Here is a 25,714-nt window from a genome sequence, read left to right as displayed (position 1 = left end):
AATAAAACACTATTTAAATGACATATTTACTCAAATTTTGGTGATTTAATCGCTAACGTTTTTGGTATGATAGTCAGCATACATTAGGATAGTTTGTATTGTTTAGAATAGATTGTTTAGGATAGATTATTTAGGTTAATTAGCCTATATCCAATTAAAATTAATTATATACCGAAATGATAATTTAAAGACCAAAGAGGGCATCCCATGAGCCAAGTAATGAGCAAAACAGAAACAGTTGAACCAAAAGTGAAACCTAAATTTGACGCCTTTGATTTTCGTAAATATCAGCCTTTTGCTTTTGCGCCAAACCTACCTGATCGTACTTGGCCAAACAAAACCATTACTCAAGCGCCGATTTGGACCAGTGTAGATCTACGTGATGGTAACCAAGCCTTGATTGACCCGATGACCATTGAACAAAAAATGCAATTTTTTAAAGTGCTGGTTGAAGTCGGTTTTAAAGAGATAGAAATTGGGTTTCCCTCTGCTGCCCAAGTTGAATTTGACTTCGCGCGTAAGTTAATCGAGGAGGGTCACATTCCTGATGATGTCACTATTCAAGTATTGGTGCAGGCGCGTGAGCATTTAATTGAACGTACTTTTGAGGCCTTAAAAGGCGTGCGCCGTGCCATTGTCCATGTCTACAATTCTACGAGCCGAGTACAACGCGATAAAGTATATGGTAAGAGCAAGGATGAGATTAAACAGATAGCATTAGATGGTGCAAAAATGCTTAATGACTATGCTGACAAGCATCCAGAGACGCAATGGGTGTTTCAGTATTCTCCAGAAAGCTTTAGCCAAACTGAAACGGACTTTGCAATCGAAGTATGTGATGCAGTCATAGAAGAATGGCAGCCTCAAAACGGTCGAGAAGTTATTATCAACTTACCCGCTACCGTTGAGTCTTCAATGCCAAATATTTTTGCCGATCAAGTTGAGTATTTTTGTCGTCATCTAAAGCAGCGTAGTGATGTCATCATTAGTTTGCATACTCATAATGACAGAGGAACCGCTATTGCGGCGGCTGAACTTGGCATGCTTGCCGGAGCAGACCGTATTGAGGGTACTTTGCTTGGCAATGGTGAGCGTACCGGTAATATGGACATCATGGTCATGGCGATGAATTTGTTTAGTCAAGGTGTAGATCCCGAACTTGATTTTAGTGACATGAGTAAGATCGTCAACATAGTCAGTGAGTGTAATAACTTGCCTGTGCATCCTCGCCATCCTTATGTGGGCGAACTTGTATTTACCGCGTTTAGTGGCTCGCACCAAGATGCCATTAAGAAATCTTTGGATTATAACGAGAAAAATCGCGAAACAACTCAAAATATCTGGGATGTGGCTTACTTGCCCATAGATCCTGCGCATATTGGGCGTAGTTATCAAGATGTGGTTCGTATTAATAGTCAATCTGGGAAAGGCGGGGTCGCCTATATTTTACAGCGTAATTATGGCTTTCACTTACCACGCTGGATGCAAATTGACTTTAGCCGTGTGGTACAACAAAAAGCAGAAGATGCGGCGCGTGAGCTTAAAAATGAAGAGATTTTAGAAGCTTTTGAATCCACCTATTTACAAAATTCAGGCTTTGAGTTATTAGACCATAGTGTTAATAATAAAGCCGGTCAGGTCGAGTTTCAGGGTCAAGTGGTGATCAATGGTGAAATGGTAGAAATTAACGGTAAAGGCAATGGGCCGTTGTCTTCATTTATCGATGGGGTTGCTCGCCATACGGGTAAACAGCTTCATATTATTAACTATTCAGAGCATGCAATGACGCAAACTTTTGCTAATGGTGTTAATGGCAATAATGATGCCATTAGTAATGACGCTAATAATAGCGATAAGACCAATGCTCAAGCCGCGGCATATATTCAATTAAATGTTGATGGTGAGATATACTCAGGTATTGGGACTCATACTAGTACTGTATCGGCGATGTTGAAAGGGGCGTTATCAGCATTGTCACAAGCCGTTTAAACAGAACTATCTGGCTTAAATATATTTTCTTTTAATTCTAAAAAAGGCTTGCCAGTGTGCAAGCCTTTTTATTGGTTTTGAGTCGGACTAAAGTAAAAAACTGTCGTACTATAAACTTTCATACTATTTAACCAAATTTATTCAACCCAAAGCTTTTTAACGCAAAACTATTTGGCCCAAATCTGCTGATGCTTTTGTCTTAATTGAGCGTCGGTTTCGACGCGCTCAGGATCTTGAATGATACAGTCAATAGGGCAAACCTTATCACAGGTCGGAGCCTCATAAAAGCCCACACATTCGGTACATAGACTAGGATCAATAACATAGGTTTTTTGACCCTTTTGTTCATAACTGATCGCCTCATTCGGGCACTCAGGTTCGCATATATCACAGTTGATACAGTCAGAAGTTATCTTAAGCGCCATAACGCTCTCCTAATATCAGTATGGAGACTTAGAATAATTGTAGATAAACCCTTTACGAGCTTTTAGGGAATTCAGCACACTCTAATTTTTACCAATTAACCCTTACAATTTACTAAGGTGTTATCAATATTTACCAAATAGCTTTATTCACTAAGTAGCTTTTAATATTCTCCCAATAACCATCCACTAATATAAGCAAAATACTCACGGAACCACGCATTATATCGTATTGATAGTGGGGTGGGGCTGGCAAGGGCGATGATATTTTCATACCCTTGTTTTTTTGCAATGGCTTTGGAGCGTGGAATATGAAAGTCACTGGTTACAATCGCAATCGGGTCACTGAGTTGAACGCCTTGTTGTTGCAAAATAGGCTGAGTAAATAAGAAGTTCTCTTCGGTACTGGTGCTTTGCTCTTCACGCATAATATGGTCTAAAGGTATGCCATGCAATGCGTATAAATAGCGAGCCATGGACTCACCTTCACTACGTGTCTCTCCCATACCCATGCCGCCACTGGTGACCACTACAGCATTGGATTGGTCTTTAATCAGTGGAGCGGCAGTGTCAAGACGGCTGGCAAGCGTCGGTGTAGGTACCCCATCTTCCACACCACCTCCTAAAATTATAATGGCCGCAACCGGTTGATACGTCTCGTTTGTCTGTTTGATAGTTTCATTCAACGAAAATGCAAATAGCATAAAACTAATCAACCATATACCAAAAGTCACCCAAAGTCCTTTCCATATCCTACCTAGGACCTTATGTGCTCGAATACTGGATAATATACGTTTCCAAAATAGGGCATGGATGATAAAAATTAACCCGATGAAAAAAGGCACAACGGTACCAACGTTAATTTTATCAGCAGCAATTAACAGCGTACAATCTATAGCTAGGACGAGCCCTAGAATTAGGAGTATTATTCTTATCAAATTAGACATAAGTGTTTGACTATCGTTAAGTTTGGTTTCTATTATAACGTCAACTAAACCCTTTAACGATAAAAGTTCGCTCTTAAGTAAGCTGTCTTAAATCAATTTATAATAAATACCTTTTCTATAAATAACCTATCCTCGATAGTCTTGGTCAGACTCATTGAACTTACTCTTAGTAGTGCTTGTGCTTGTCTTACTCGATTGGTTAATATCTAGATTTTGTATACGTATACAGCCCATAGTTTAGCGATTACGTGAAAATTGGTTGCTTAACGTTTTTCATAATTAATGCGAACTCTAGTAGTTTTGCATCGATATCTTTAAATGGATTGATAATTTGAGCGGTCCAACCTGAGCCTAGCGCCGCCTCGATGGCATTGCCTTTTTTGTCCCACATCTGTTCGAGCGTATAGGTCAAGTTGCCAGCTGGGGTCATAATCTCAATGATGTCGCCTACTTCCAACTTGTTCTTAATGTCTAGGGTCAGTTTTTCTGGGGTAATAGCGATGACTTCCGCGACAAATTGCTGGCTATCCGTTTTTGATGCCCCATAGTCATAATTTTGATATTCACTGTGGACGTGGCGACGTAAGAAGCCTTCGGTGTAGCCTCGGTTTGCAAGCCCATCTAATGCACTGATTAATGTCGTATCAAATGGCTTGCCAGCGACGGCGTCATCAATGGCTTGGCGATAGACTTGTGCAGTACGAGCAACGTAGTAATGCGACTTAGTACGCCCTTCAATTTTTAAAGAGTGAACGCCCATTTGAGTCAGTTCGGGTACCAGCTCTACGGCACGCAAATCTTTAGAGTTCATGATGTAAGTGCCATGCTCATCTTCATACATGGCCATCAGTTCACCAGGGCGGTTTTGCTCTTCTAATAAGACCACCTCATCGCTGGGTTGCTGTACGTAATCTTCGCTTGTATCCTTATGTTTGGTAGCCTCATTATTTAAGACCCCTGTATTCAAAACCCCATTGCCATGTTGATTAATCGTTTCAAATGGTGCGGTGTTGGTTTGTTGAGAATTAGACTGACTATTATCAAACTGCTGAGGATCAAACTGCTGAGGTTGACTGCTGGTGCGCTTATTTTGACTTTGTTGTTCATCGTGATCCTTGCTAATAGGAACGATGTCACCGACTTCATTTTCATGTGCTTTATACGTGTTGTAATTCCAGCGGCAGGCATTGGTACAGGTTCCTTGGTTGGCATCACGTTTGTTTATATAACCTGATAATAAACAACGCCCAGAGTAAGCCATGCACAAGGCACCGTGTACGAACACCTCAATCTCCATACCAGGTACTTCGTCAATAATTTGGCTAATTTCTTTTAAAGACAATTCACGAGAGACGATGACACGACTAACGCCCATTTGCTTCCAGAACTTTACGGTTGCCCAGTTTACGGCATTGGCCTGCACCGATAGATGGATTTCCATATCGGGGAAATGTTCACGCACCATCATAATCATGCCCGCATCAGACATAATCAAGGCATCAGGTTGCATTTCAACGACGGGGCGAATGTCTTCAATAAAGGTCTTTAACTTGGCGTTATGAGCTTGAATATTGACTACCACATAGAACTTCTTGCCCAGGCTATGAGCATAATCGATACCGCGGCGTAAATTCTCTTCATCAAAATCATTATTACGTACTCGTAGACTATAACGAGCTTGACCGGCATAGACTGCATCAGCACCGTAAGCAAAAGCGTATTGCATATTTTTAAACGTACCCGCTGGGCAAAGTAGCTCTGGCTTATGAGGTTCTTGAGGTTTATCTGATGCTTTAGTGGTCGATGTGGCTTGATTGCTTTGATGAGAAGATGTCATGTCATTACCTTTGTGTTAGTAACATTTAATGATGGTTTTGCTTAAAGAGGGTGATTTAGCGACTGTTAATCAGCTTTTAGAACAACTAGGTCCTAATGTTAAAAAGTAATTCTTAGACTAAGGGATTAAGGTTTGGTTTTTAAAATAATAAAGACGGGCATATTATAGAGTATACAGGCCTTTCAATAAATCAGAGGGTTATTAAATTTGGACTTACTCAGAATTAAAATTTGTGGGCTTGGTAATCACCTATTTGCATTGTCTGAGAGGTAAAGTCAGATGTTTAATAAGTGATCCTCAGTCGCCTATAAGTGTTTAAATATCGTTATTTACGTAAGTTTAATAAATAATAGAGCCTAAGCAATAAAAACTAGATTTCAAATCAAATTGCATTGAATACAGCTATTAATCCCTGCATAATATGCGGTGAATAGCGACTTTAATCACCGCACTTAATGCACTAAATATAAATCACTTAAAGTACAAGTTGAATGTCACCTTATGAATACGGTTACCTACATACATGAACGCGACAACTGGACACATTAGCCTCATTAAGCCCCCATTAGTAGTAGCGCTCGGTTGCCTTATAACCATTTTAAAGTATATTACCTATCGCTAACCTAAATTGGAAATTAAAAAAAGACCATTTGTTACGTACAAATGGTCTTTTTTTAAAATGGTCTTTTGAATATTGTAGAGTGATTTTGTTAAATGATTTGTTTTACTTAAGCCGTTTTAAGACTCAGATTCAAGGGCATCAAAGTGAATCACACTGCGAATGCTTTTACCCTCATGCATTAACTCAAAAGCCTCATTAATGTCTTCAAGTGGCATGGTATGAGTAATAAAGTCTTGCAATGGAATTTCGCCAGCAAGATAACGTTCAACGTAGCCTGGTAATTCACTGCGACCCTTCACACCGCCAAATGCGGAACCTTTCCAGACGCGGCCTGTGACCAGTTGGAACGGACGAGTGGAGATCTCTTCACCGGCGCCTGCGACACCAATGATAATCGACTCGCCCCAACCTTTATGACAGCATTCTAGAGCAGAGCGCATGACATCGACATTACCAATACATTCAAAGGAATAATCGACACCGCCATCGGTCAGCTCGACAATAACCTCTTGAATGGGCTTGTCATAGTCTTTTGGGTTAATGCAATCAGTAGCACCCAGTTTTTTAGCCAATTCAAATTTGCTTTCATTAATATCGATACCGATAATGCGACGGGCTTTAGCCATCGTAGCGCCGATGACCGCAGATAGTCCGATACCGCCAAGACCGAAGATTGCCACTGTGGCGCCTTCTTCAACTTTTGCCGTATTCATCACGGCACCCATACCGGTAGTGACGCCGCAGCCTAATAGACAGACCTCTTCAAGAGGTGCTTCTTTATTGACTTTGGCAAGTGAAATCTCTGGTAGTACCGTATATTCTGAGAACGTTGAGCAGCCCATATAATGATAAATGGGTTCGCCGTCTTTATAAAAGCGGGTAGTGCCATCTGGCATAAGCCCTTTACCTTGAGTTTCACGTACCGCAGAGCATAGATTGGTCTTACCAGAGCGGCACATTTTGCAGACACCACACTCCGCTGTGTATAACGGAATAACATGATCACCAACTTCTACACTGGTCACCCCTTCGCCTACTTGCACTACAATACCGCCGCCTTCATGACCTAAAATAGCGGGAAAAACACCTTCAGGGTCTGCGCCCGATAGGGTATAAGCATCGGTATGACACACGCCGCTGGCAAATATTTTGACCAGAACTTCCCCTTTACGAGGCAGCATGACATCTACTTCTTCAATTTTTAGAGGTTCATTAGGGCCCCAAGCCACCGCTGCTTTAGATTTAATAAATTGATCAGACTTATCAGACATAGATTCTCTCGCTTATTTTATGTTTGTTAATTAATAATAGAGCGTTACAGATTTAGTATTTGTGACGACTTGTCATCGTTTATTTAATCCCTTTAATTTGAACTCTTTGAAAGGTAGAGCTAAACGATTATGAATAACCTTCAGTCGCCTATAAGAGTTTAAAATTTTTAATTTCCGTGTGTCTTCAATAAGAAGATTAGTTAGAGGATGAATTAAGCGATACATTCGTGTCGCTAGACTTTTTTACGATGTCATCCAAACCAGAAACGTGAATACTGCGCTGCGGGAAAGGAATATCAATACTGTTATTATCTAAAGCGACTTTGAAGTCTTCAAGTAATTGACACTGCATCGCCCACCAATCCTCATTAGATGACCATACATTTAAGGTTAAGTCGACTGAGTTATCGCCTAAGTTAGTAACCCTTACCACAGGTTCTGGATCCTTGAAGGCCAAAGGATTGTTTTTGACAGTATCCAATAAGACATCTTTGGCCTGCTTTATATTAGCATCGTAACCAATACCAACTGTTATATCGACTCGGCGGTTTGGTAACGACGTGTAATTGACAATGGCGGAGGTACTAATATCACTGTTGGGGATGACCACATCGTGGTTGTTGATGGTGGTGATGTGAGTATTAATTAAGGTAATATCAGTGACGGTACCGGTATAGCTGCTAATTTGAACATAGTCCCCACGTACGAAAGGTCGGAATATGACAATCAATATACCAGCGGCAAAGTTTGATAATTGATCTTTTAAAGCGAGACCAATGGCTAAAGCGGCACCCCCCAAGATTGCCACAATAGAGGTCGTATGTATGCCGACTTGATTTAAAGCGGCGAGGATGACAATCACTAGCAAGACGCCATAGAGCAGTCGACTTAAGAAGCTTGCTGCGGTTTCTTCCAAATGACTGCGGCTCATGACACCGTGGGTAACGTTGACAATCTTTTTTGCAACCCAGCGACCGATGACAAAGATTAGTATTGCTAAAATAAGTCGAACAATAATTTGAAAGGCATTCTCGGTGAGCGTATTAATATCGAAGGTAAAGCCTAAAAAATCCATAGCTTATGTCTCTACTGTTTTAAAATTTAAGGATGACTATTTTAAAGTTCAAGGATGATAAAATTAAAAGTGAATATAAAACTAAGACGTATGGTTGATTAAAATTTTGCAACAGGGTTTAAGCTTAAAAAACTGGGTATAAGCTTAAAAAAAAGAGGCTAATACAAAGTTAGCCCCATTTTGAAAGGTAAACCTGTTTGAATAGGTCAGATACAAGAAATATGATAGCAAAAGTTATAATTTATAAGAGAGTTTTATGTTCGGTTAAGCTCTATTAAATATCAATGACAGATCAGTGAAGACCATTGTTAGATGTTAAGCAGACTTTAATGACCCCAACACCTGGACTAACCATTGCCAAAACTTCTCGACGCTTTCAATATTGACTCGTTCATCAGGCGAATGCGGCATTTGAATAGTTGGACCAAACGATACCATCTGCCAATTTGGATAATTGTGCCCTAATAGACCACACTCCAAGCCGGCGTGAATAACCGTGACATTAGGCTCGACGCCCAGTACTTTGCGACCTTGGTTTATGACAGTATCGGTCAGCGGCGACTGTGGGGCAGGCTTCCAACCCGGATATTCTCCGTCTAAATGAGAGGTCGCTCCAAAAGATTCAAACAAGCGTATCATTCTATTAGCCAAGTCATCGCGTGCCCCATCATCCAACGAGCGCAGCAAGTTTTGAATTTCAAGCTGATCCACTTGAGTATCAATTTTAGCAAGGTTAACCGAGGTTTCTACCACACCTTGAGTGTCCATGCTCATGCGATCCACACCATTTGGACACAAACGTAGCACCGTTAAAATATTGGTTTGCGTCTTTGAATTCCAAACTTGGCTTGGTAACTCAGTCGCTTCAATGTTAACGGTAAAGGCTCTGTCTTCAGGAGGTAAACCACGGCGTATGATATCAACTTCAGCAAGAATCTGACCGCTAATTTCGGTAGCCTCTACGTCACTGGTAAATACTGCAAATCCTTCACGGGGGATGGCATTACGTAAATTACCGGCGTTAATCTCAGCCACCTGAATGGCGCTTGATACGCTGTCCAAAAGTCTGGCAACGATTAACGCAGCGTTCCCTCGTTGTTTGATAATATCAATCCCTGAATGACCGCCTTTAAGGCCTTTTACACTTAACTTATAAGCTTGTTTGTTACTCGTTGCTTCCCATTGAATTGGTAGGGTAAAGGTGGCGTCGACACCGCCTGCACAGCCGATACAAATATCGCCTAACTCTTCGGTATCAAGATTTAGCAGTAACTCTCCATTAAGCCAACCTGCCTGCAGCCCTTTGGCACCCACCATCCCCGTCTCTTCAGTGGCAGTAAATAAGGCCTCTAAAGGTCCATGAGCAATATCATCAGATGTTAATACTGCCAAGGCCGCAGCCACTCCAATACCATTATCCGCACCGAGGGTCGTTCCGTCTGCTGTTACCCAGGCATCATCAAGATAGGTAATAATAGGATCAGTGCTAAAGTCATGTTCACTGTCTTCATTTTTTTGTGCCACCATATCTAGATGGTTTTGTAGAATGACACCCGGTGCATTCTCCATGCCTTTTGTCGCAGGTTTTCGTACTAAGACGTTGCCCACCTCATCACGCTCCGCCCAAAGTCCTAATTCTTCTGCAAAATCTAAAACAAACTGCTGCACTTCATCCTCTTCAAATGACGGACGGGGAATGTTAGTCAAGGTTGAAAAGTAGTGCCACAACTCAATAGGCTTTAGTTTAGGTTCAGATTGAGACAGGGCTTGATCAAGGTATAACGGCATAATGAACTCCAACTATAACGTGCATTGACAAAATTATTTAATCGTTTTGAATTAATCCAGATAGTTATAACAAAGGCAAATATTTTAGGTAAATCAGAGATCTTTATTCAATGGTGTGTGGTTTTAAGAATTGTAATTGTCACATCAACCACAAAAAGAGTAACCACATAATTGAATTAAAAAAATACTAAGAAACCACCATTTAACAAAGTCTCATATAGTGTGTCAATGACGTTTTATATAGTGAAAATAAAGTATATGAGTTTAGAATTAACGATATATAAATCGCTGATCTTTAATGAAAACTTAATAACATTTCGATATCTCTCACCGAAAGATTCTTCATCAACGCTTGGTCTTCTACCGACATTCTGTTGAGATGCTCTTTTACCATAAGGTGTAAACCACGCGCAATTTCAGTCGTTGAAGAATAATAAAGGGTAGGGTCCTCTTTTATTAGCTTTTGTAGATAGTATTGCAACAGTTGTTTCTTTTTATTTTGATCAAGATCTAGGGATTTATTAACCATGTCGTGTACTCCTAAGTGACCGTGTACTCCTAAGTGACATCGACATAGTAGCAAATTTGGCTACATATTTCTTTGACAAGTCTTTTAAATAATACCTCTGCAATCCTAGATAAAACTTCCCAAGATTTCCATATTGATACTAGGATATGGCTAAAAAAGATTTTAGTGAATAATGGTATTAAAAGGAGGTAATAGTGATACAGTTAATATCGAACAAGGTATCACAGTCATCTAATTAATAAGTTTATACTCTAACCCAAAAAAACGTCCTCTCGAGGGCGTTTTTTTTATGTCCTGTAATTTCAACTATCTAAAGCTTTAACATCGATCCATAAACTTTAAAACCGTCAAATCATTCAAAATACTTGATAACTTACATAAATTTTTATACCCTTATGACTCTTTTAACCAAACATTTGTCCAATATTAAAACCGCTAGATGCATACGCTATTAGAGATAAGGAGTTGATTTATAGGTACTAATAGTTGCTAAACGTTCAATCATAAGTTGCTATTGTATTTAATAGACTATGGATCCGGCTAAACCTTTTAAGTGTCATAAGATGTCGCATCAAGGAGAACCTATCGATTATGAAACCAAAAAAGCCGTATGATCCTGAGGTAAAAGGCTATAGAGCCTCATCAAGTTTTATATTAGATATTGCCCCCCTAGTACTCACCGCCATGATATTGATGGTGCAGTTCTTCATCTTCAAAGACTTCACCCCTCACATTCCGTTAGCCTGTGGTATTTTGATTACTGCTATTTTTATGGCGGCGCGTGGTCGTAGCTGGGAGGGTATGGAGTCTCGATTTTTAAGAGTGATTAAGGTTGGCCTGCCCGCTATTATTATCTTGATGGGCGTCGGTATGTTAGTCGGCTCGTGGATTATAGCGGGTACCGTGCCGACTATTTTGTATTACGGGTTTGATATATTTAGTCCTTCATCCTTTTTGGTGTCGGTTTGTATTATTTGTGCAGTTATTTCCATAGCGACAGGCTCTTCATGGGGTACGGTTGGTACAGTCGGTCTGGCAATGATGGGTATCGGAGTAGGGCTGGGTTTACCGCCTGAGTTAACGGGTGGCGCGATTGTATCAGGAGCTTTTTTTGGTGATAAGATGTCGCCACTTTCAGACACCACCAATTTAACGCCAGCGGCAGCAGGAATAGATATCTGGGAGCATATCAAGGGATTATTACCGACTACCTTGCCAGCGCTGGTGATTGCACTGGGTTTATATGCTTGGATAGGCAGTGGCTATAGCTCTGACTCAGTAGATATGTCATCAGTGAGGCAGATGCAGGCCACGCTTTCGGCCAACTACAATATTAGTGTCATAACGCTCTTGCCAGCACTGGTGGTTATTGGTGCCGCAGTCATGAAATTTCCAGCCATTCCCACTGTATTGATAGGGGTGTTTGTGTCGTCACTCATCGCTTTCTTTTTACAAGGGGTCGGTGTACATGACATCTTTACAGTATTGCAAGATGGTTATATTAGTAAAACGGGCATAGAGACCGTTGATCAATTACTGACCAAAGGCGGCGTCATGTCGATGACGTGGGTGGTGACGTTGACTATTTTTGCACTCGCCTTTGTCGGTTCTCTTGAGCACTATGGCACTCTAAAAGCCATCATGGCGAAGCTCAACAAAATAGTGAAAACCAGATTTGGTTTGGTAGGGTCCACCTATGCCATCGTAATAGGGGTGGGTACTCTCATCGGTGATGTTTATACGACGCTTGTGTTACCGGGCCGTTTAATGAAAGACAAATACAAGCAGATGGGCTTTAATCGAACCACCTTGACCCGTTCCATTGAGGACGCTGGTACTTTATTATCGCCCCTTATTCCTTGGAATATGGGTGGTAGCTATGTCGCAGCAACGTTGGGCGCAGCGACGCTTACATATGCGCCGTATGCCTTTGTGTGTTGGATTTCACCGCTGATTGGTTTGCTATGGCTAGTTCTTAATAAGTTCATTCCACGTGAAGAGCCGCAACGCGTCGAGGCGATGGAGAACTTAGTGCATCCAGATGCCCGTTAATACGCTTTAAAAAACAAAGCAAAAACTAAAGCAAAAAAACAGGGGGATGAGACGCATAACGAGTCATACATCCTGCTAAACTTAATGGCACAGTATGATTTTATAGATCACAAGCCAGTTAAAAGACGTATTTTAACTGGCTTCATTTATAGCGAATAGTTTTAAGATTTACCCCAGAGTAAGATTATCGGTAAAATTAAAATGACTTAAATAAAACAACTTAAAGTAAGATAACTTAAATAAGATAACATTTGAAAATAGTACTATTAAGCGGTCTATCTATTATTCATCATTGAGCCGTGGGTTTCGCTTCGCTACACCACACGCTACACCTCATATCACAAGTTACACCTAACTCATTATGGGTTAGTCCTAACTTTTTTATCTATCAAAACTATAAAACCCAGTTGGCTTATAAAGCTGCAACTGGGTTTTTATTTCAAGGGTTCGGTTTAATTTAGGCTCAACCGAGGCTCAATTGAATTAATAGAACCAATAACCGAACCCCTAAACCAAACTAAGCAGATAAGGACTCACGACCATGCGGGGTCATAAAGTCTATCTCTGGTCCACGCGGCACAATTAACGTTGGATTGATAGTATCGTGACTGCCATAGTAGTGGGTTTTGATATGATACATATCTACTGTTTCCGCAACGCCGGGTACTTGATATAAGTCACGCAAATAGCCCCATAGGTTAGGGTAGTCTACGATGCGTCTAATATTACATTTAAAGTGACCGACATAGACAGGGTCAAAGCGTACAAGCGTAGTGAATAAGCGCCAATCTGCTTCCGTGATAGTATCCCCTGTTAAGTAGCGTTTACTGGCTAACGTTTCCTCTAGTTTATCCAACGCCTTAAATAAGCTGATCACTGCTTCGTCATAAGCTTCTTGAGTGGTGGCAAAGCCTGACTTATACACTCCATTATTGATGTTTGGGTAGATAAAGTCATTAAAGTCATCAATTTCAGCACGTAGGTCATGGGGTAAGAAGTTAACGTCTTTATTAGCGCCCACTTCATCAAACGCTGAGTTAAACATACGGATAATTTCAGAAGACTCATTACTGACGATGGTGTTCTGCTTTTTATCCCACAGTACAGGCACTGTCACGCGACCTGAATAGTCTGACTTGGCCGCGGTGTAGATTTCATGCATGTAGTTGGCGTTGTGAATAGGATCAGGAATAACGCCTTTGTCCTCTTTAAAGGTCCAACCATGTTCGTGCATATAAGGATTCACCACCGAAACTGATATTAAATCCTCTAGACCTTTAAGCTTACGATATATTAGAGTGCGGTGTGCCCAAGGACAGGCTAGAGACACGTATAAATGGTAGCGATCTGCTTCTGCTTTAAAGCCTTCACTACCTGACGGGCCCGCACTGCCATCTGCGGTTACCCAGTTTCTAAATCTAGCGATATCACGCTGAAAGCGACCACCGGTTGCTTCAGTATCGTACCACTGGTCGTGCCATTTACCGTCGATTAATAAACCCATAAATTACTCCATTTATTGTATTAACTTTAAGTGGATGTTTATCACTGAATGTTTGATCATTAAATGTTTGATCGTTGAATGTATAATCTCTAAAAAAGGATCTTTAAATCTGTGTAATATCAATGGTAACGATTGACTGTGTAACAATAAACAGAAGTTATGGCAATTAATTGTTCTAGTTATAAGAACATTTGTCACTATTATTTAGGTGCTAATTAAATAGGAAGTTTTACAGATTTCATCTGTCACCAATAGGCCTTGAGTTGAATTTAACTTTACATCAACTGAGGATTATTTATTTGACTGTCTGTCTGTTTGGACGGCCTCAAAGGAGGGGTCAAACGGTTAATAAATAATACCTAATTGCCTTTAAAAGCCTAATACAGTTATTTTCGTCAGTCCTAAGCAATTTATTACAGGGTTAACTATTGGATTTTTAAAACAGGTCATGTAGGATAGCGCTTTACGTCATCCTTCCCATGATACGAGACTGACCCTATGACGCTACAATCCCCCTCAATGTCTCCCGTTTCATCTGTCGCAAATAAACCTGATGTTATTGATGAAAAGAAATCATTGCTACGCATTCGCAGTATTAGCAAAACGTATGACAGTACTCAAATTTTAAAGAGTATTGATCTTGATATTTACGATGGTGAGTTTCTAACCTTATTGGGTCCATCCGGCTGTGGTAAAACCACCTTATTACGTTTAATTGGCGGTTTTGAGATGCCAGATAGTGGCACGATGGCGTTAGATGGTGTCGATATCACCAGATTACCCGCTGAAAAGCGCCCTATCAATACCGTATTTCAACAATATGCGTTGTTCCCACATATGAATGTGTTTGACAACATTGCCTATGGTTTAAAATTAAAAAAAGTACCGAAAGCTGAAATTAAGACGCGGGTGCAAGAAGCATTGGCGATGGTGCAGCTTGAGCACACTATCAATCGACGGGCGCAAGATTTATCTGGGGGTCAGCAGCAGCGTATCGCTATTGCTCGGGCCGTGGTAAATCGTCCAAAGATGCTATTACTCGATGAGCCATTATCAGCGCTAGATGCCAAGATGAGGGTACAAATGCAGTCTGAGTTAAAAAGAATGCAACGTGAGCTTGGCATTACCTTTGTGTTCGTAACCCACGATCAAGAAGAAGCGCTATCGATGTCAGATAGAATTGCGGTAATGAAAGCGGGTGAGTTCCAGCAAATCGATTCACCCATTCGTATTTATGAGAGTCCGGCGAACTTATTTACCGCAAACTTTATTGGCGAGACCAACTTATTCAAAGCGCGTGTACTTGAGGTGAATGAGAGCCGTATTAAGGTTGAAGTTATCGAACAAAAAGAGGGTTTTCATCCGATACGAGATTTGCCACGTCCGAAGTTTGAGGTGCAAGTGGGGCAGAGTATTAACCTGTTATTACGCCCAGAAGATATCCGAGTCTACTATTTAAACGAAGGCTATGATGGTCTAGTCGGACACGTGATTGACAGTGCGTATAAAGGCAGTACCCTTGATTCGGTGATTGAGCTGCAAAACGGCAATAAGATTAAAGCCTCTGAGTATTTTAATGAAGATGACCCGAACTTCAACTATAAGCTTGGCCAAGAAGTCAGAGTAGACTGGGTCGACGGCTGGGAGTGGATATTGCCTGATGAATAAATCAACCTTACCAACCCCCTCGGTAGTCAATAACAAAAATAGTGGACGTACCTTTCAGCGCGTCACCCTGTTTGTGATATGGGCATGGCTGATTATTTTTGCATTAATTCCTAATATCTTGGTGGTGCTGGCAAGTTTTCTGACCCGTGATGACGATACCTTTTTAGCACTGCCTTTGACGTTGGATAGCTATCTACGCTTTGTAGACCCTCTGTATGTCAAAGTGTTTTTGCATTCGCTTAGCATGGCAGCCATTACCACTATTATTTGTTTAATATTAGGCTATCCATTTGCCTGGTTAATTAGCCGTGCCTCCAAACGATGGCAGTCGTTTTTGATGCTGCTATTAATCATTCCATTTTGGACCAACTCTTTGGTACGTCTGTATGCGGTAAAGCTGATTGTCGCCGCTAACGGCCTGTTAAGTACTGCATTAATTGGCATGGGACTTATTGATGAGCCATTGCAAATTTTATATACCCAGAAAGCAGTAATTGGCGGGCTAGTATATTTGTTATTCCCGTTTATGGTATTGCCGTTATATGCCGTATTTACTGATTTGCGTGAGGATATTGTCCTAGCATCAAAGGACTTGGGTGCCAATAAATATCAAACCTTTTGGCATATTATCTTGCCATTGACCACACCGGGTATTATCTCGGGCGTGCTGCTAGTATTACTGCCTGCGATGGGCATGTTCTATGTTGCTGATATCTTGGGCGGCTCACGTAACTTACTGGTGGGAAACATCATCAAGTCGCAGTTCTTAGATGCGCGCGATTGGCCATTTGGTGCCGCTGCCAGTGTGTTATTAACACTGACCATGGCGATATTGATAGCCGCTTATTACGCCAGTAGTAAGCGTATCGGCAAAACTGACCATCACGAAGTGACTTAGGGAGTAGGGTATGAGTGGTTTATTTAAATGGCTGGCACGCCTCTATTTAACCCTGATTTATTTGGTGATGTTTGCACCTATCTTGGTGATGGTGGTGTTCTCGTTTAACGCCTCCAAAGTCGGTTATCACTGGGGCGGTTTTAGTTTTAATTGGTATCATGAGCTGTTTAATAATGAAGCCATGATTCAGGCTGCGATTAATTCTGTATTATTGGCGGTGGTTGCCGCAACAGTGACAACAGTGATTGGCGGATTGACAGCTTTGTCGTTTCAGCGTTATGACTTTAAGGGCAAAAGCGTCTTACAAAGCTTGTTGTTTGTGCTAATGATGTCGCCTGAGATTGTGTTGGCGATTTCATTATTGGCGCTGTTTTTAATCATTGGTATCGAGCTTGGCTTTGTTACCTTGTTATTGGCACACATTACCTTTTGTCTGCCCTTTGTGGTGATTACCGTTTCAGCTAGATTAAGCAGCTTAGATAATAGTGTGCTTGAAGCCGCCCGTGATCTTGGAGCCAGTGAATTTACTATGATCCGTACTGTACTGGTACCGATTATCCTGCCTGCAGTGATGGCAGGCTGGGTATTGGCGTTTACGTTGTCGCTTGATGATGTGGTGGTATCTACCTTTAATACAGGGGCAAGCTTCGAGATTTTGCCATTACAGATCTACTCTATGGTTCGGGTAGGGGTCAAGCCTGAAGTCAATGCGGTGGGCACTATCTTATTGGCAGTCTCGTTAATTGGTCTGGTTATTTCACAATTATTGTTACTCAAAAAACGTTAAGGAGCGCATATGTCATTAAATAACGGGTATTCACGCAGACGTTTTTTGGGCATGTCAGGTGTAGGACTTTTAGCCTTATCCAGCATGAGTTTGACGGCTTGCCAGCGTCGCAACTCAGCCTCAGATGGTGATGCTTCAGATGTTGACACTGAAAATACCACTCAGTCCTCTACGAGTAATACAGTAGGTAAAAATGTGGTCAACGTTTATAACTGGACTGAGTACATCTCTGACAGTGTACTTAAAGCGTTTACGGCGGAGACCGGTATTGATGTCATTTATAGTACCTTTGACTCGAATGAGGCCATGTATGCCAAGCTTAAACTGACTAATGGAAGTGGCAACTATGATGTCATATTCCCCGGGACTGACTTCGTCGATAAGATGCGAAAAGAGAATTTACTAGAGACGATTGATCATAGTAAATTATCAAATTTTAAGCATTTAAACCCAACTTTTTTAGATGCAGAGTTTGATCCAAGTAATAAATTTAGTGTTCCTTATTTATGGGGATCATCAGGTATTGCGGTCAATACACAGCGTATTGATAAATCAGGTATAACCTCATGGGATGATCTATGGCGACCTGAATATGAAGGCCGCGTCATGCTTATGAATGACTTACGTGATGTCTTTACCATGGGGCTATTAACCTTAGGATTCCCACCTAGCACTCAAGACCCAAATCATATTAAAGCGGCTTATGAGAAGCTTTCAAAATTGATGCCGAATGTTCGTACCTTTAATTCTGACGCACCACGTATGCCGTTTATGGAAGGGGAGACTTATTTGGGGCTGGCGTGGAATGGAGAGGTCATCATGGCTCAAGATCAGGGAATGCCTGAGCTGGATTTCGTCTATCCAAAAGAAGGGGCTATTATGTGGATGGATAATATGGCCATTCCAAAAAATGCCAAGAACCTTGAAAATGCATATGCCTTTATCGATTTTATACTGCGTCCAGAAAATGCTGCAGTTATTAGTGAAGAGATTGGCTACGGTACACCCAATAAGTCTGCTATAGCACTCATGCCCGAGGAGACTGCAAACAATCCCATTATTTATCCACCAGAAGAGCAACTCGGTCATGCTTTATTTCGTCAAGATGTTGGTGACGCTACTATGGCATTGTATCAAACGTATTGGGACAAACTTAAAGTGGATATGTAATTAAGGTTATTCAATAAGCCAACCTTTTATTTGGTTTGATCTTAATGTTTTTTAAATAGTTTTAATAACAAAAGATAGTATTAGTATCTGCTAATACTATCTTTTTTTTATTAAATTCTTATCCAGTAACCATCAAATAGGGAAGATAGTCATATGCCAAACTTTAATATTGGTTATTTAAGTAAAGTTAATTTAAAATTTTTTGTAAATTAAATCAAAAACATCAAACATCATTAAATTATTTTATTTATAATATTCGGAATAGTTAAATAAATTAATGACTAAATTAAATAATTTATTTAAGTGAAAGATCTAAATGAGATTCTTTTTAAACTAAATATAGTCGGCATACTTATAAAGAGTCATGGTGTTAAACTCGTTAAGCCTACTCCAGTAATACTTGAACTCGGTTGCCTTGTGACTACTTTAAAGTTCTTTGACTATAATATTAATAATGGATTAATCACTTTGAAAACAACTCTTCGCACACTTGATACCGGTACTATATTAAATAAAAACTATAAAATCTTAAAAACACTAGGTTCGGATAGTTATAGTATTTCATATTTAGCTGAAAATATTAAATTTAATAGCCAGTGTACCATTAAAGAGTTTTTTCCCACCTCTACCTTGAGAGATGATCAAAACCGAGTGATTAATAAACCTGATTCTTCAGATATTAACTTTGATAAAGGTCTAAATACTTTTTACGAAGAAGGTTTGCTATTAGCAGACATTAGTCATCCCAACATTGTTAAAGTTGAAGCTATCTTTAAAGATAATGGCACTGCATATGTCGTTATGCCCTATGTAAGTAATTATACCTTAAAGGACTGGATGCAAGACAACCCATATCCTAGCGCTCAGAAGATTGAAGATGTCTTTTACCCAATTTTGGAGGGGTTAAACGGTGTTCATCAAAAGGGTCTATTGCATACTGATATCCAACCAGAGAACATTGTATTTTCTGAAGATGACACTCCGATACTGACAAACTTTGCCAATGCAAGGTTCGGTTTTACAACCAAAACCAAATCTTTAGACACGGCTTTAACTGCGCCTTATGCGCCTATCGAGCTATACACCAATACTACCAACCTTAGTGCTAGCACTGATCTATACAGTATTGCTGCTTGTATGTATCAAGCCATCACTGGTCAAAAGATACCAGAAGCTATTGATAGATCTAAAGGTTTGCCCTTGCTACCTTTAACGGATATTGAGGCCATCAAATCTAAATATCCTAAAAACCTACTTACCACGATAGACAGAAATTTAGCTTTTAAATCCAGTGATAGAAATCAATCCGTTGAAGAGTTTCAACATGGATTGTTAGGAGTTAACCCTTCTAGATCAGCTCCCTCTAAAGTAGTCAACATCAGCAATCAATCGCCACTTCTCAAAAAAAGTCTGATCGGTATTTTGGCTCTGATTGGTATCGCGGGTTTAATTTACGCTGGCATGTCTATGTTTAACAGCAATAGTTCGAGTGGGGGATTAAGTAGCCAGTCGTCAAGTTCAGATAGTATCTCCACACCTAAGTTGGACCCAAATGACTATCGTAATATCAAGGCGGTAATGAATATTCAAGGATCGAATACTATTGGGTCTGTATTGATGCCTAAGTTATTAGAGACTTATTATCAAAACAATAATTCATCACCACTTGGTTTTGCCTCGATTGGCTTAGAGGATAAAAAGTTCATCTATATTGGTGAAGATGGCGATAAACATGCCATTGACTTAGGGAGTCATGGCTCAAGTACAGGTATTACTGCATTACTCAATCAGCAGGCTCAGCTCGCAATGAGTTCTAGACAAATTAAGGCAGAAGAAGTTAAGCAGCTAGCTGATGCTGGGCTCGGTAACATGACCAGTGATGCTCAAGAGATTGTCATTGGACTTGATGGTATTGCCGTTATTGTCAGTCAATCTAACCCAATAAAATCCCTTACCATTGGTCAATTAACAGATATTTTCACAGGAAGAATAACGAATTGGTCTCAAGTCGGTGGAGATGACCAGCCAATAAACCTTTACATTCGTGATGAGAAATCAGGTACGCGTGATACCTTTGATAGTCTCGTTATGAAAACTGAAAAAGGCGCTAAGGCCACCGCCTTTGAAGATAGTGCGCAGCTGTCGGATACTGTCAGCAATGACGCAGGCGCGATTGGTTACATAGGTCTGCCTTATATTAATAGCGCAAAAGCATTAGCCATAGCAGCCAGCGCAGACTCTATAGCACTGTTGCCAACCTCATTCACCATTTCAACGGAAGACTATCCTCTATCAAGACGCTTGTATCTATACCTCCCCAAAAAGGCTGATTCAGCAGCACGCCATTTGGCGAATTTCACCTTATCCAAAGAGGGGCAAACAATAGTTCGTAACGTTGGATTTATTGATGTTATGCCTGACTTGGTAAAAGTGAGCCAAGAACGATGTGACGACAGTAATAACGCGGGTTATAAAACACTGTGTCAGTCAGGCAAACGCATGGACACCAATTTTAGATTCTCTTCTGGCAGCAGTGAGCTTGATAACAAGGCAAAACAGTCATTAAGAAGGGTTGTTGAGCGTTTAAATCAAACGAGGGTGGAAGGTACTAATGTGAAATTTGCATTGGTCGGGTTTACTGATAATAAAGGTAGAGAGTGTATTAATAATCAAATTGCAGTGGATCGTGCCGCTATAGTAGCAAGAGAACTCGAAAAATACGGTGTTAAAGCAGATATTGTACAGGGTATGGGAGCACAAGCACCAGTCGGTGATAACTCTACCGACTTAGGACGCGATAAAAACCGCCGTGTAGAATTATGGACGCTACCTTCCAATCAAACGCTTAAATTTCCTGATATGCCTAAGTGTTGATACTTTCATAATTGGATAAAATGTTTTTTGTACCCCATTCTCAACTCTTAAGGTAGGTTGTGGCTTTAGCCCAACATTTTTGATTAAAGAATTGATTCGCTGGTCTAAAAGCACCAGCCAACAAAAGAGTAATAATTAGTTTAACTAGAAATATTTCACATGTGTGACAATTTTCACTATAATAGGGTAGAAAATTTTTTAATACTTAATTTAATTTATTTAAATAGTTTGCTTCAAGTATTATAAAATTTAAATCAATTTAGCCTACAAATGTCAAGCCTATATTCATTAAGGGGTCTTGTCTTCAGCAAGTGGAAAAAATAAATGTCGATAGAAAATATACAAGGGTTGCCAACAGGCTATTTAATTCAAGATAAATACAAAATACTTGATAAGTTAGGTAATGATTCAATAAGTATTACTTATCTCGTAAGCTTTAATGGTTCGAATAAACTTCATACTATTAGAGAATATTACCCTAAGACTGCTTTAAGAGACACTGATTCAATAGCTGTCATCGGAAATGGCTCTGACATTGAGTCATTCGGATGGGGCTTGAAAAGATTCAAGGAAGAGGCACAATTATTAAATGAGATTGACCATCCAAATATTATAAAGGTGACAGAGCTTATTGAGGCAAATGGTACCCTTTATTATGTTATGCCTTATCTTGGGAGTACAACTTTAGAAGATTGGATGGAAAGTCATCACTATCCAAGTTCTCAAGCTGTTGAAACAATCTTTTATCCACTATTAAAAGCGTTAAAGTATAGCCATAGTAAAGGACTTCTACATCTAAATATAACCCCTTCAAATATTATAATCACTGAAGATAATGCCCCCGTTCTGATTAATTTTGGGGCTGCGAAGCAACTCATAGGTTTAAAATATAAATATTTAGAGGAGGTATCAACCGAGCCTTATGCCCCTATAGAGACTTGCCAAGGCTTACCTCAGTATAATGAAAGCTCTGATCTCTATAGCTTATCTGCATGTATGTACCAAGCTATCACAGGTAAAACAATTGCAGATGCTATAGAAAGATCCAATGGTATGCCAATACTGCCTCTATCAGATATTAAAGCAATCAAAGAAACATACCCTGATAATCTATTGGACGTTATCGATAAAAATTTAGCGTTTAAAGCGTCAGAGAGGTATCAATCTGTTGAAGAAACTCAACATGCTTTATTTGGCGTCAATATATCGTCACCTGCTTCGCCAGATCCTACTCCACAAATAAATGAGCAATCTTCCAATAATAAGGTGTGGTTAGGGGGGATAGGTTTAGTTTTAATTGGAGGCTTAATTTTATCATCTGTCGCTTATTTTAACCAATCTCCCTCTAAGGACTCTTTAAGTTCAGAGCAATCTTCAGAGACTTCAAATAATTCGAAAACCATCGATAAGGGTACACGAATTGAATCTGATCAATCCGCTTTATCAGATTCAAAGTTAACGACTGACAATGATATTAATATGAGTCAGGAAGACGTCTTGCCAGAGGCTGCTATAGTTGATCAAGAAGAATCTCAGAGCAAGGAATCGGACATCGCTGAAGATAATGAAGCACTTGACTCAGAAAATGAAACCAAACCTGAAGGTGATACCATTGCTGATAAGAGAAAGTTAGCTGAAGCCAAAAAGTTAGCGGACGAAAAAAAACGGGCTGAAATAGAGAAAGCGAAGGCTCAAGCTAAAGAAGCTGAAGCGAAAGCTGTTGCGAGAATGGAAACCCAAAACAATAGAGTGTCTAAAAAAGATAATAACAATACAGAATCAAATAAAACTGCAGCAAATGAAGGGGTGGCGAAAAAGACAAATGTTCCTAATAATAAAAGCAGTAATGTTTCTGCATCTACTCGCCAGAATAGTGCGTCAAATGTTAAGCAGTCTACTAACGTTTCAAGCAATAAAGGTCCTTGGGTACCAGAACTGAGAGAAGGTAAATGGGGCTTTGTTAATCTAGACGGAGAACCTTTGACGCCGTTCATGTTCAATCAGGTCATGGCATTTTCTGAAGGGATGGCAGGAGTTCGTCAAGGCAACAGTTGGGGATTTGTTAATACTACAGGTAAGATTGCTATTCCGCTTAAATTTAGCGAGTCATCAGTAGATCGAACAAGTCGTGGCAGTTATCGCGGGGTTCAACCTTTTGTTTTCAAGCGGGGTAAGGCGTGGGTCAGTAATACATCCACCGGGACGCCAATCTGTATTAATAAGTCAGGCTCCTTTACATCTTGCGAAGATTGATAACCAGTAAATGAAAGACACTGCCTTTGAATAATAATGATTGGTAACACTATTACCAGTGAAAACGTAGTTTTATAGAAAAGTATATTAATTTGTGAACAAAGCGTATGTAGGGGTAGGCGGATAGTATCCTTTATGAGGATGTCATTCTCCCATATGCTTTTATAAATTATGTTTACTGAGCAATAATTTATACATCTCATCAAGCTTACTAACGTAGTACTACCATTGGATTGCCTAGACGCTCTATGAGTTATCTAGAATCCTAAAAAGAGAACAACCTAAATAAAAAAAAGGCTTACCGAATATAACGGTAAGCCTTTAATGTCTAGCAGTGTCTATCAGTATTAGAAATATGGTGGGCCCAGTAGGACTTGAACCTACGACCAAAGGATTATGAGTCCTCTGCTCTAACCAACTGAGCTATGGGCCCTAATAATAAGCGATCAAAGTGCTTAATTAGACGCATTATAATACCTGAATTTTTTAAATTTGCAAGCATAAGGTGCTAAAAAATCTCGAATAAATTACATGATTTTCTCAATAGAGCGGATTCTTTCTACAGCCAAAGCATCCCCAATTGCTTTTCCCGTTAATTCACTATTAATGTCATTGATAGTAACACTGTTATAAGCTTGAATATATCGTTCAAATTGAAGTTGCTGGCAAGCCAGTTCAATAACCTTGTGAACTTGCATTAATTCTAAGAGATCATTAGATGCTTTATCCGCTTTCGTATGTGCGATTAAGGTAGCGATTGACTCAGCTGAACTATGAGGGTAAAGATACAAAGAGGGATAATTCTCCGCATAGGCATTGGCAAATTGAGTCATTTTCTTAGGTACTTTTAAACTTATACCCAGTTGCCTTAAGTCTTTAGACCAAGTTTCATCTACCGTTAAGATGTCAGAAGATACTGCCTTATTATCAAAGTCATTAAATAGATAATTTGCAAAACTAACCATCAAAATAGCCCAACGCTGATGCAAGGCTAAGCTCATCTGTCCTGATAGTTGTAATGCTTTAAACACACCCTGTTTTACTGGCGCTTCAGTTAAAGCAGAAGCCAGGTTTGGCATGATATAGGGTAGGGAGCCTATCTGTATTAAACAGTCAAGGAAAGCTTGAGGCGAGGGTTGCATGAATGCGCGACTTGTCTCTTGCCATACTCGCTCTGCCGTTAAATGCTGAAGCTCGTCGTTTTTATTAATGGTTTGAATGAGCTTTAAGGTATCAGGTGCAATACTAAAGTTATGATTAGAAGAGGGTTCATAAAATCGCCCATAAAATCGAGCAATACGTAGTACTCTTAAAGGATCTTCGCAAAAGGCTTCTGAAACGTGGCGAAGCATCTTATCTTTGATGTCTCGTTGTCCGCCATAAGGATCTATGACTTCTCCAGTAATGGGGGTGTCATTCTCCAGTCCTTTAACTTCAATCGCCATGGCATTAATGGTTAAGTCACGTCGTAATAAATCCTGTTCTAAAGTGACTTCAGGTGATGCATATACTTCAAAGCCTTTATAACCTTTGCCAGACTTACGTTCAGTTCGAGCTAAGGCATACTCTGCTCTGGTTTTTGGATGTAAAAAGACAGGAAAATCACTTCCAACCTGAAGAAAGCCAGCGGCTATCATATCTTCTGGAGTAGCTCCTACGACTACAAAGTCTTTGTCCGTAATAGGTCGTTGCAAAAGCTTGTCACGAACAGCGCCACCTACTATATAAACGTGCATTATGCTCCTTAAAATATAGATGTCTAATCGACAGATGATCACGGTATAAAATATATCATTAATTATTATTAAATATTTGAATCATTACAGTTTTCATTAGTAAAATTCAATGTGTACTAAATTTATTTAATGTATTGCTGATGATGATATTTGTTATAATACATTACTAAAGGTCAGTATTTTTTAAATAAAGATGTCTTTGAATAATTAATAAGCGATTTATTAGACTCATGATCGTTATGACTTAAATTCCTACTTACCACCCTATAAACTACCCTATTAACCATCCTAT

17 protein-coding genes and 1 tRNA gene are annotated in these 25,714 nt (G+C 39.9%); 8 read left to right on the top strand and 10 right to left on the bottom strand.

From position 1 onward, the window contains the following. The first annotated feature begins 219 nt into the window (after window positions 1-219). A complete protein-coding gene (gene leuA / locus AC21OG_RS11485; protein WP_487376847.1) occupies window positions 220-1,989 on the top strand; it encodes a 2-isopropylmalate synthase in 1,770 nt (589 codons plus the stop codon). Window positions 1,990-2,156: 167 nt separating this feature from the next. Here leuA and AC21OG_RS11480 read toward each other — a convergent pair whose 3' ends face one another. The 7 genes from AC21OG_RS11480 to AC21OG_RS11450 all read right to left on the bottom strand — a co-directional run bounded on the left by AC21OG_RS11480 (window position 2,157) and on the right by AC21OG_RS11450 (window position 10,480). Then, on the bottom strand, window positions 2,157-2,414 hold the full coding sequence (locus AC21OG_RS11480) for a YfhL family 4Fe-4S dicluster ferredoxin (RefSeq protein ID WP_486547912.1): 258 nt from the start codon (window positions 2,412-2,414) through the stop codon (window positions 2,157-2,159). A 161-nt stretch (window positions 2,415-2,575) separates the two neighbouring features. Then, the gene (locus AC21OG_RS11475) at window positions 2,576-3,145 is read right to left on the bottom strand and encodes a YdcF family protein (RefSeq protein ID WP_487376806.1); all 570 of its coding nucleotides are present in this window, start codon (window positions 3,143-3,145) and stop codon (window positions 2,576-2,578) included. Window positions 3,146-3,602: 457 nt separating this feature from the next. After that, window positions 3,603-5,084 carry a peptidase U32 family protein gene (locus AC21OG_RS11470; RefSeq protein ID WP_487376846.1) on the bottom strand — a complete coding sequence of 494 codons (1,482 nt, stop codon included), beginning with the start codon at window positions 5,082-5,084 and terminating at the stop codon, window positions 3,603-3,605. An 849-nt stretch (window positions 5,085-5,933) separates the two neighbouring features. Then, window positions 5,934-7,064 carry an S-(hydroxymethyl)glutathione dehydrogenase/class III alcohol dehydrogenase gene (locus AC21OG_RS11465; protein WP_487376845.1) on the bottom strand — a complete coding sequence of 377 codons (1,131 nt, stop codon included), beginning with the start codon at window positions 7,062-7,064 and terminating at the stop codon, window positions 5,934-5,936. 220 nt (window positions 7,065-7,284) lie between these two features. Then, the gene (locus AC21OG_RS11460; protein ID WP_487376804.1) at window positions 7,285-8,163 is read right to left on the bottom strand and encodes a mechanosensitive ion channel family protein; all 879 of its coding nucleotides are present in this window, start codon (window positions 8,161-8,163) and stop codon (window positions 7,285-7,287) included. Window positions 8,164-8,478: 315 nt separating this feature from the next. After that, window positions 8,479-9,951 (bottom strand): aminoacyl-histidine dipeptidase, encoded by a 1,473-nt coding sequence (locus tag AC21OG_RS11455; protein WP_487376802.1) that lies wholly within the window; start codon window positions 9,949-9,951, stop codon window positions 8,479-8,481. A gap of 295 nt (window positions 9,952-10,246) precedes the next feature. After that, window positions 10,247-10,480, bottom strand: a complete 234-nt coding sequence (locus AC21OG_RS11450) for a hypothetical protein (protein WP_487376800.1) — start codon at window positions 10,478-10,480, stop codon at window positions 10,247-10,249. A 591-nt stretch (window positions 10,481-11,071) separates the two neighbouring features. Here AC21OG_RS11450 and nhaC point away from each other — a divergent pair. Further along, a complete protein-coding gene (gene nhaC, locus AC21OG_RS11445; RefSeq protein ID WP_487376798.1) occupies window positions 11,072-12,532 on the top strand; it encodes a Na+/H+ antiporter NhaC in 1,461 nt (486 codons plus the stop codon). 517 nt (window positions 12,533-13,049) lie between these two features. On the opposite strand, the gene AC21OG_RS11440 is transcribed toward nhaC, so the two are convergent. After that, window positions 13,050-14,036: a glutathione S-transferase family protein gene (locus AC21OG_RS11440; protein WP_487376797.1), complete on the bottom strand. Its 987-nt coding sequence runs from the start codon at window positions 14,034-14,036 to the stop codon at window positions 13,050-13,052. A gap of 519 nt (window positions 14,037-14,555) precedes the next feature. Here AC21OG_RS11440 and potA point away from each other — a divergent pair. The 6 genes from potA (at window position 14,556) to AC21OG_RS11410 (ending at window position 23,686) form a co-directional block, all read left to right on the top strand. Then, window positions 14,556-15,704, top strand: coding sequence for a spermidine/putrescine ABC transporter ATP-binding protein PotA (gene potA / locus AC21OG_RS11435; RefSeq protein WP_487376843.1), 1,149 nt, complete (start codon window positions 14,556-14,558; stop codon window positions 15,702-15,704). Next, on the top strand, window positions 15,697-16,602 hold the full coding sequence (gene potB / locus AC21OG_RS11430) for a spermidine/putrescine ABC transporter permease PotB (protein WP_487376795.1): 906 nt from the start codon (window positions 15,697-15,699) through the stop codon (window positions 16,600-16,602). The genes potA and potB overlap by 8 nt, the downstream gene beginning before the upstream one ends. Before the next feature lie 10 nt (window positions 16,603-16,612). Further along, window positions 16,613-17,389 carry a spermidine/putrescine ABC transporter permease PotC gene (gene potC, locus AC21OG_RS11425; RefSeq protein ID WP_487376793.1) on the top strand — a complete coding sequence of 259 codons (777 nt, stop codon included), beginning with the start codon at window positions 16,613-16,615 and terminating at the stop codon, window positions 17,387-17,389. Between the two features lie 9 nt (window positions 17,390-17,398). Continuing rightward, on the top strand, window positions 17,399-18,559 hold the full coding sequence (locus AC21OG_RS11420; protein WP_487376791.1) for an ABC transporter substrate-binding protein: 1,161 nt from the start codon (window positions 17,399-17,401) through the stop codon (window positions 18,557-18,559). A 468-nt stretch (window positions 18,560-19,027) separates the two neighbouring features. Next, window positions 19,028-21,433 (top strand): substrate-binding domain-containing protein, encoded by a 2,406-nt coding sequence (locus tag AC21OG_RS11415; protein WP_487376789.1) that lies wholly within the window; start codon window positions 19,028-19,030, stop codon window positions 21,431-21,433. Between the two features lie 324 nt (window positions 21,434-21,757). Then, window positions 21,758-23,686 carry a protein kinase domain-containing protein gene (locus AC21OG_RS11410; RefSeq protein ID WP_487376787.1) on the top strand — a complete coding sequence of 643 codons (1,929 nt, stop codon included), beginning with the start codon at window positions 21,758-21,760 and terminating at the stop codon, window positions 23,684-23,686. Window positions 23,687-24,042: 356 nt separating this feature from the next. Here AC21OG_RS11410 and AC21OG_RS11405 read toward each other — a convergent pair. Continuing rightward, window positions 24,043-24,119, bottom strand: a tRNA-Ile gene (locus tag AC21OG_RS11405). 94 nt (window positions 24,120-24,213) lie between these two features. Next, complete coding sequence (locus tag AC21OG_RS11400) at window positions 24,214-25,422, bottom strand: tRNA nucleotidyltransferase/poly(A) polymerase-related protein (RefSeq protein ID WP_487376785.1); 1,209 nt, start codon at window positions 25,420-25,422, stop codon at window positions 24,214-24,216. Window positions 25,423-25,714: the final 292 nt, after the last annotated feature.

The sequence above is a fragment of the Psychrobacter sp. CX5 genome (genome assembly GCF_057621535.2).
This window is presented reverse-complemented; position numbering and strand designations above follow the sequence as displayed.

Excerpts from the sequence above, each read along its gene's own strand:
- leuA (WP_487376847.1), top strand. The coding sequence starts at position 220 with ATGAGCAAAACAGAAACAGTTGAACCAAAAGTGAAACCTAAATTTGAC.
- AC21OG_RS11480 (WP_486547912.1), bottom strand. The coding sequence starts at position 2,414 with ATGGCGCTTAAGATAACTTCTGACTGTATCAACTGTGATATATGCGAA.
- AC21OG_RS11470 (WP_487376846.1), bottom strand. The coding sequence starts at position 5,084 with ATGCAATACGCTTTTGCTTACGGTGCTGATGCAGTCTATGCCGGTCAA.
- AC21OG_RS11460 (WP_487376804.1), bottom strand. The coding sequence starts at position 8,163 with ATGGATTTTTTAGGCTTTACCTTCGATATTAATACGCTCACCGAGAAT.
- AC21OG_RS11455 (WP_487376802.1), bottom strand. The coding sequence starts at position 9,951 with ATGCCGTTATACCTTGATCAAGCCCTGTCTCAATCTGAACCTAAACTA.
- AC21OG_RS11450 (WP_487376800.1), bottom strand. The coding sequence starts at position 10,480 with ATGGTTAATAAATCCCTAGATCTTGATCAAAATAAAAAGAAACAACTG.
- nhaC (WP_487376798.1), top strand. The coding sequence starts at position 11,072 with ATGAAACCAAAAAAGCCGTATGATCCTGAGGTAAAAGGCTATAGAGCC.
- AC21OG_RS11440 (WP_487376797.1), bottom strand. The coding sequence starts at position 14,036 with ATGGGTTTATTAATCGACGGTAAATGGCACGACCAGTGGTACGATACT.
- potA (WP_487376843.1), top strand. The coding sequence starts at position 14,556 with ATGTCTCCCGTTTCATCTGTCGCAAATAAACCTGATGTTATTGATGAA.
- potB (WP_487376795.1), top strand. The coding sequence starts at position 15,697 with ATGAATAAATCAACCTTACCAACCCCCTCGGTAGTCAATAACAAAAAT.
- potC (WP_487376793.1), top strand. The coding sequence starts at position 16,613 with ATGAGTGGTTTATTTAAATGGCTGGCACGCCTCTATTTAACCCTGATT.
- AC21OG_RS11420 (WP_487376791.1), top strand. The coding sequence starts at position 17,399 with ATGTCATTAAATAACGGGTATTCACGCAGACGTTTTTTGGGCATGTCA.
- AC21OG_RS11410 (WP_487376787.1), top strand. The coding sequence starts at position 21,758 with ATGTCGATAGAAAATATACAAGGGTTGCCAACAGGCTATTTAATTCAA.
- AC21OG_RS11400 (WP_487376785.1), bottom strand. The coding sequence starts at position 25,422 with ATGCACGTTTATATAGTAGGTGGCGCTGTTCGTGACAAGCTTTTGCAA.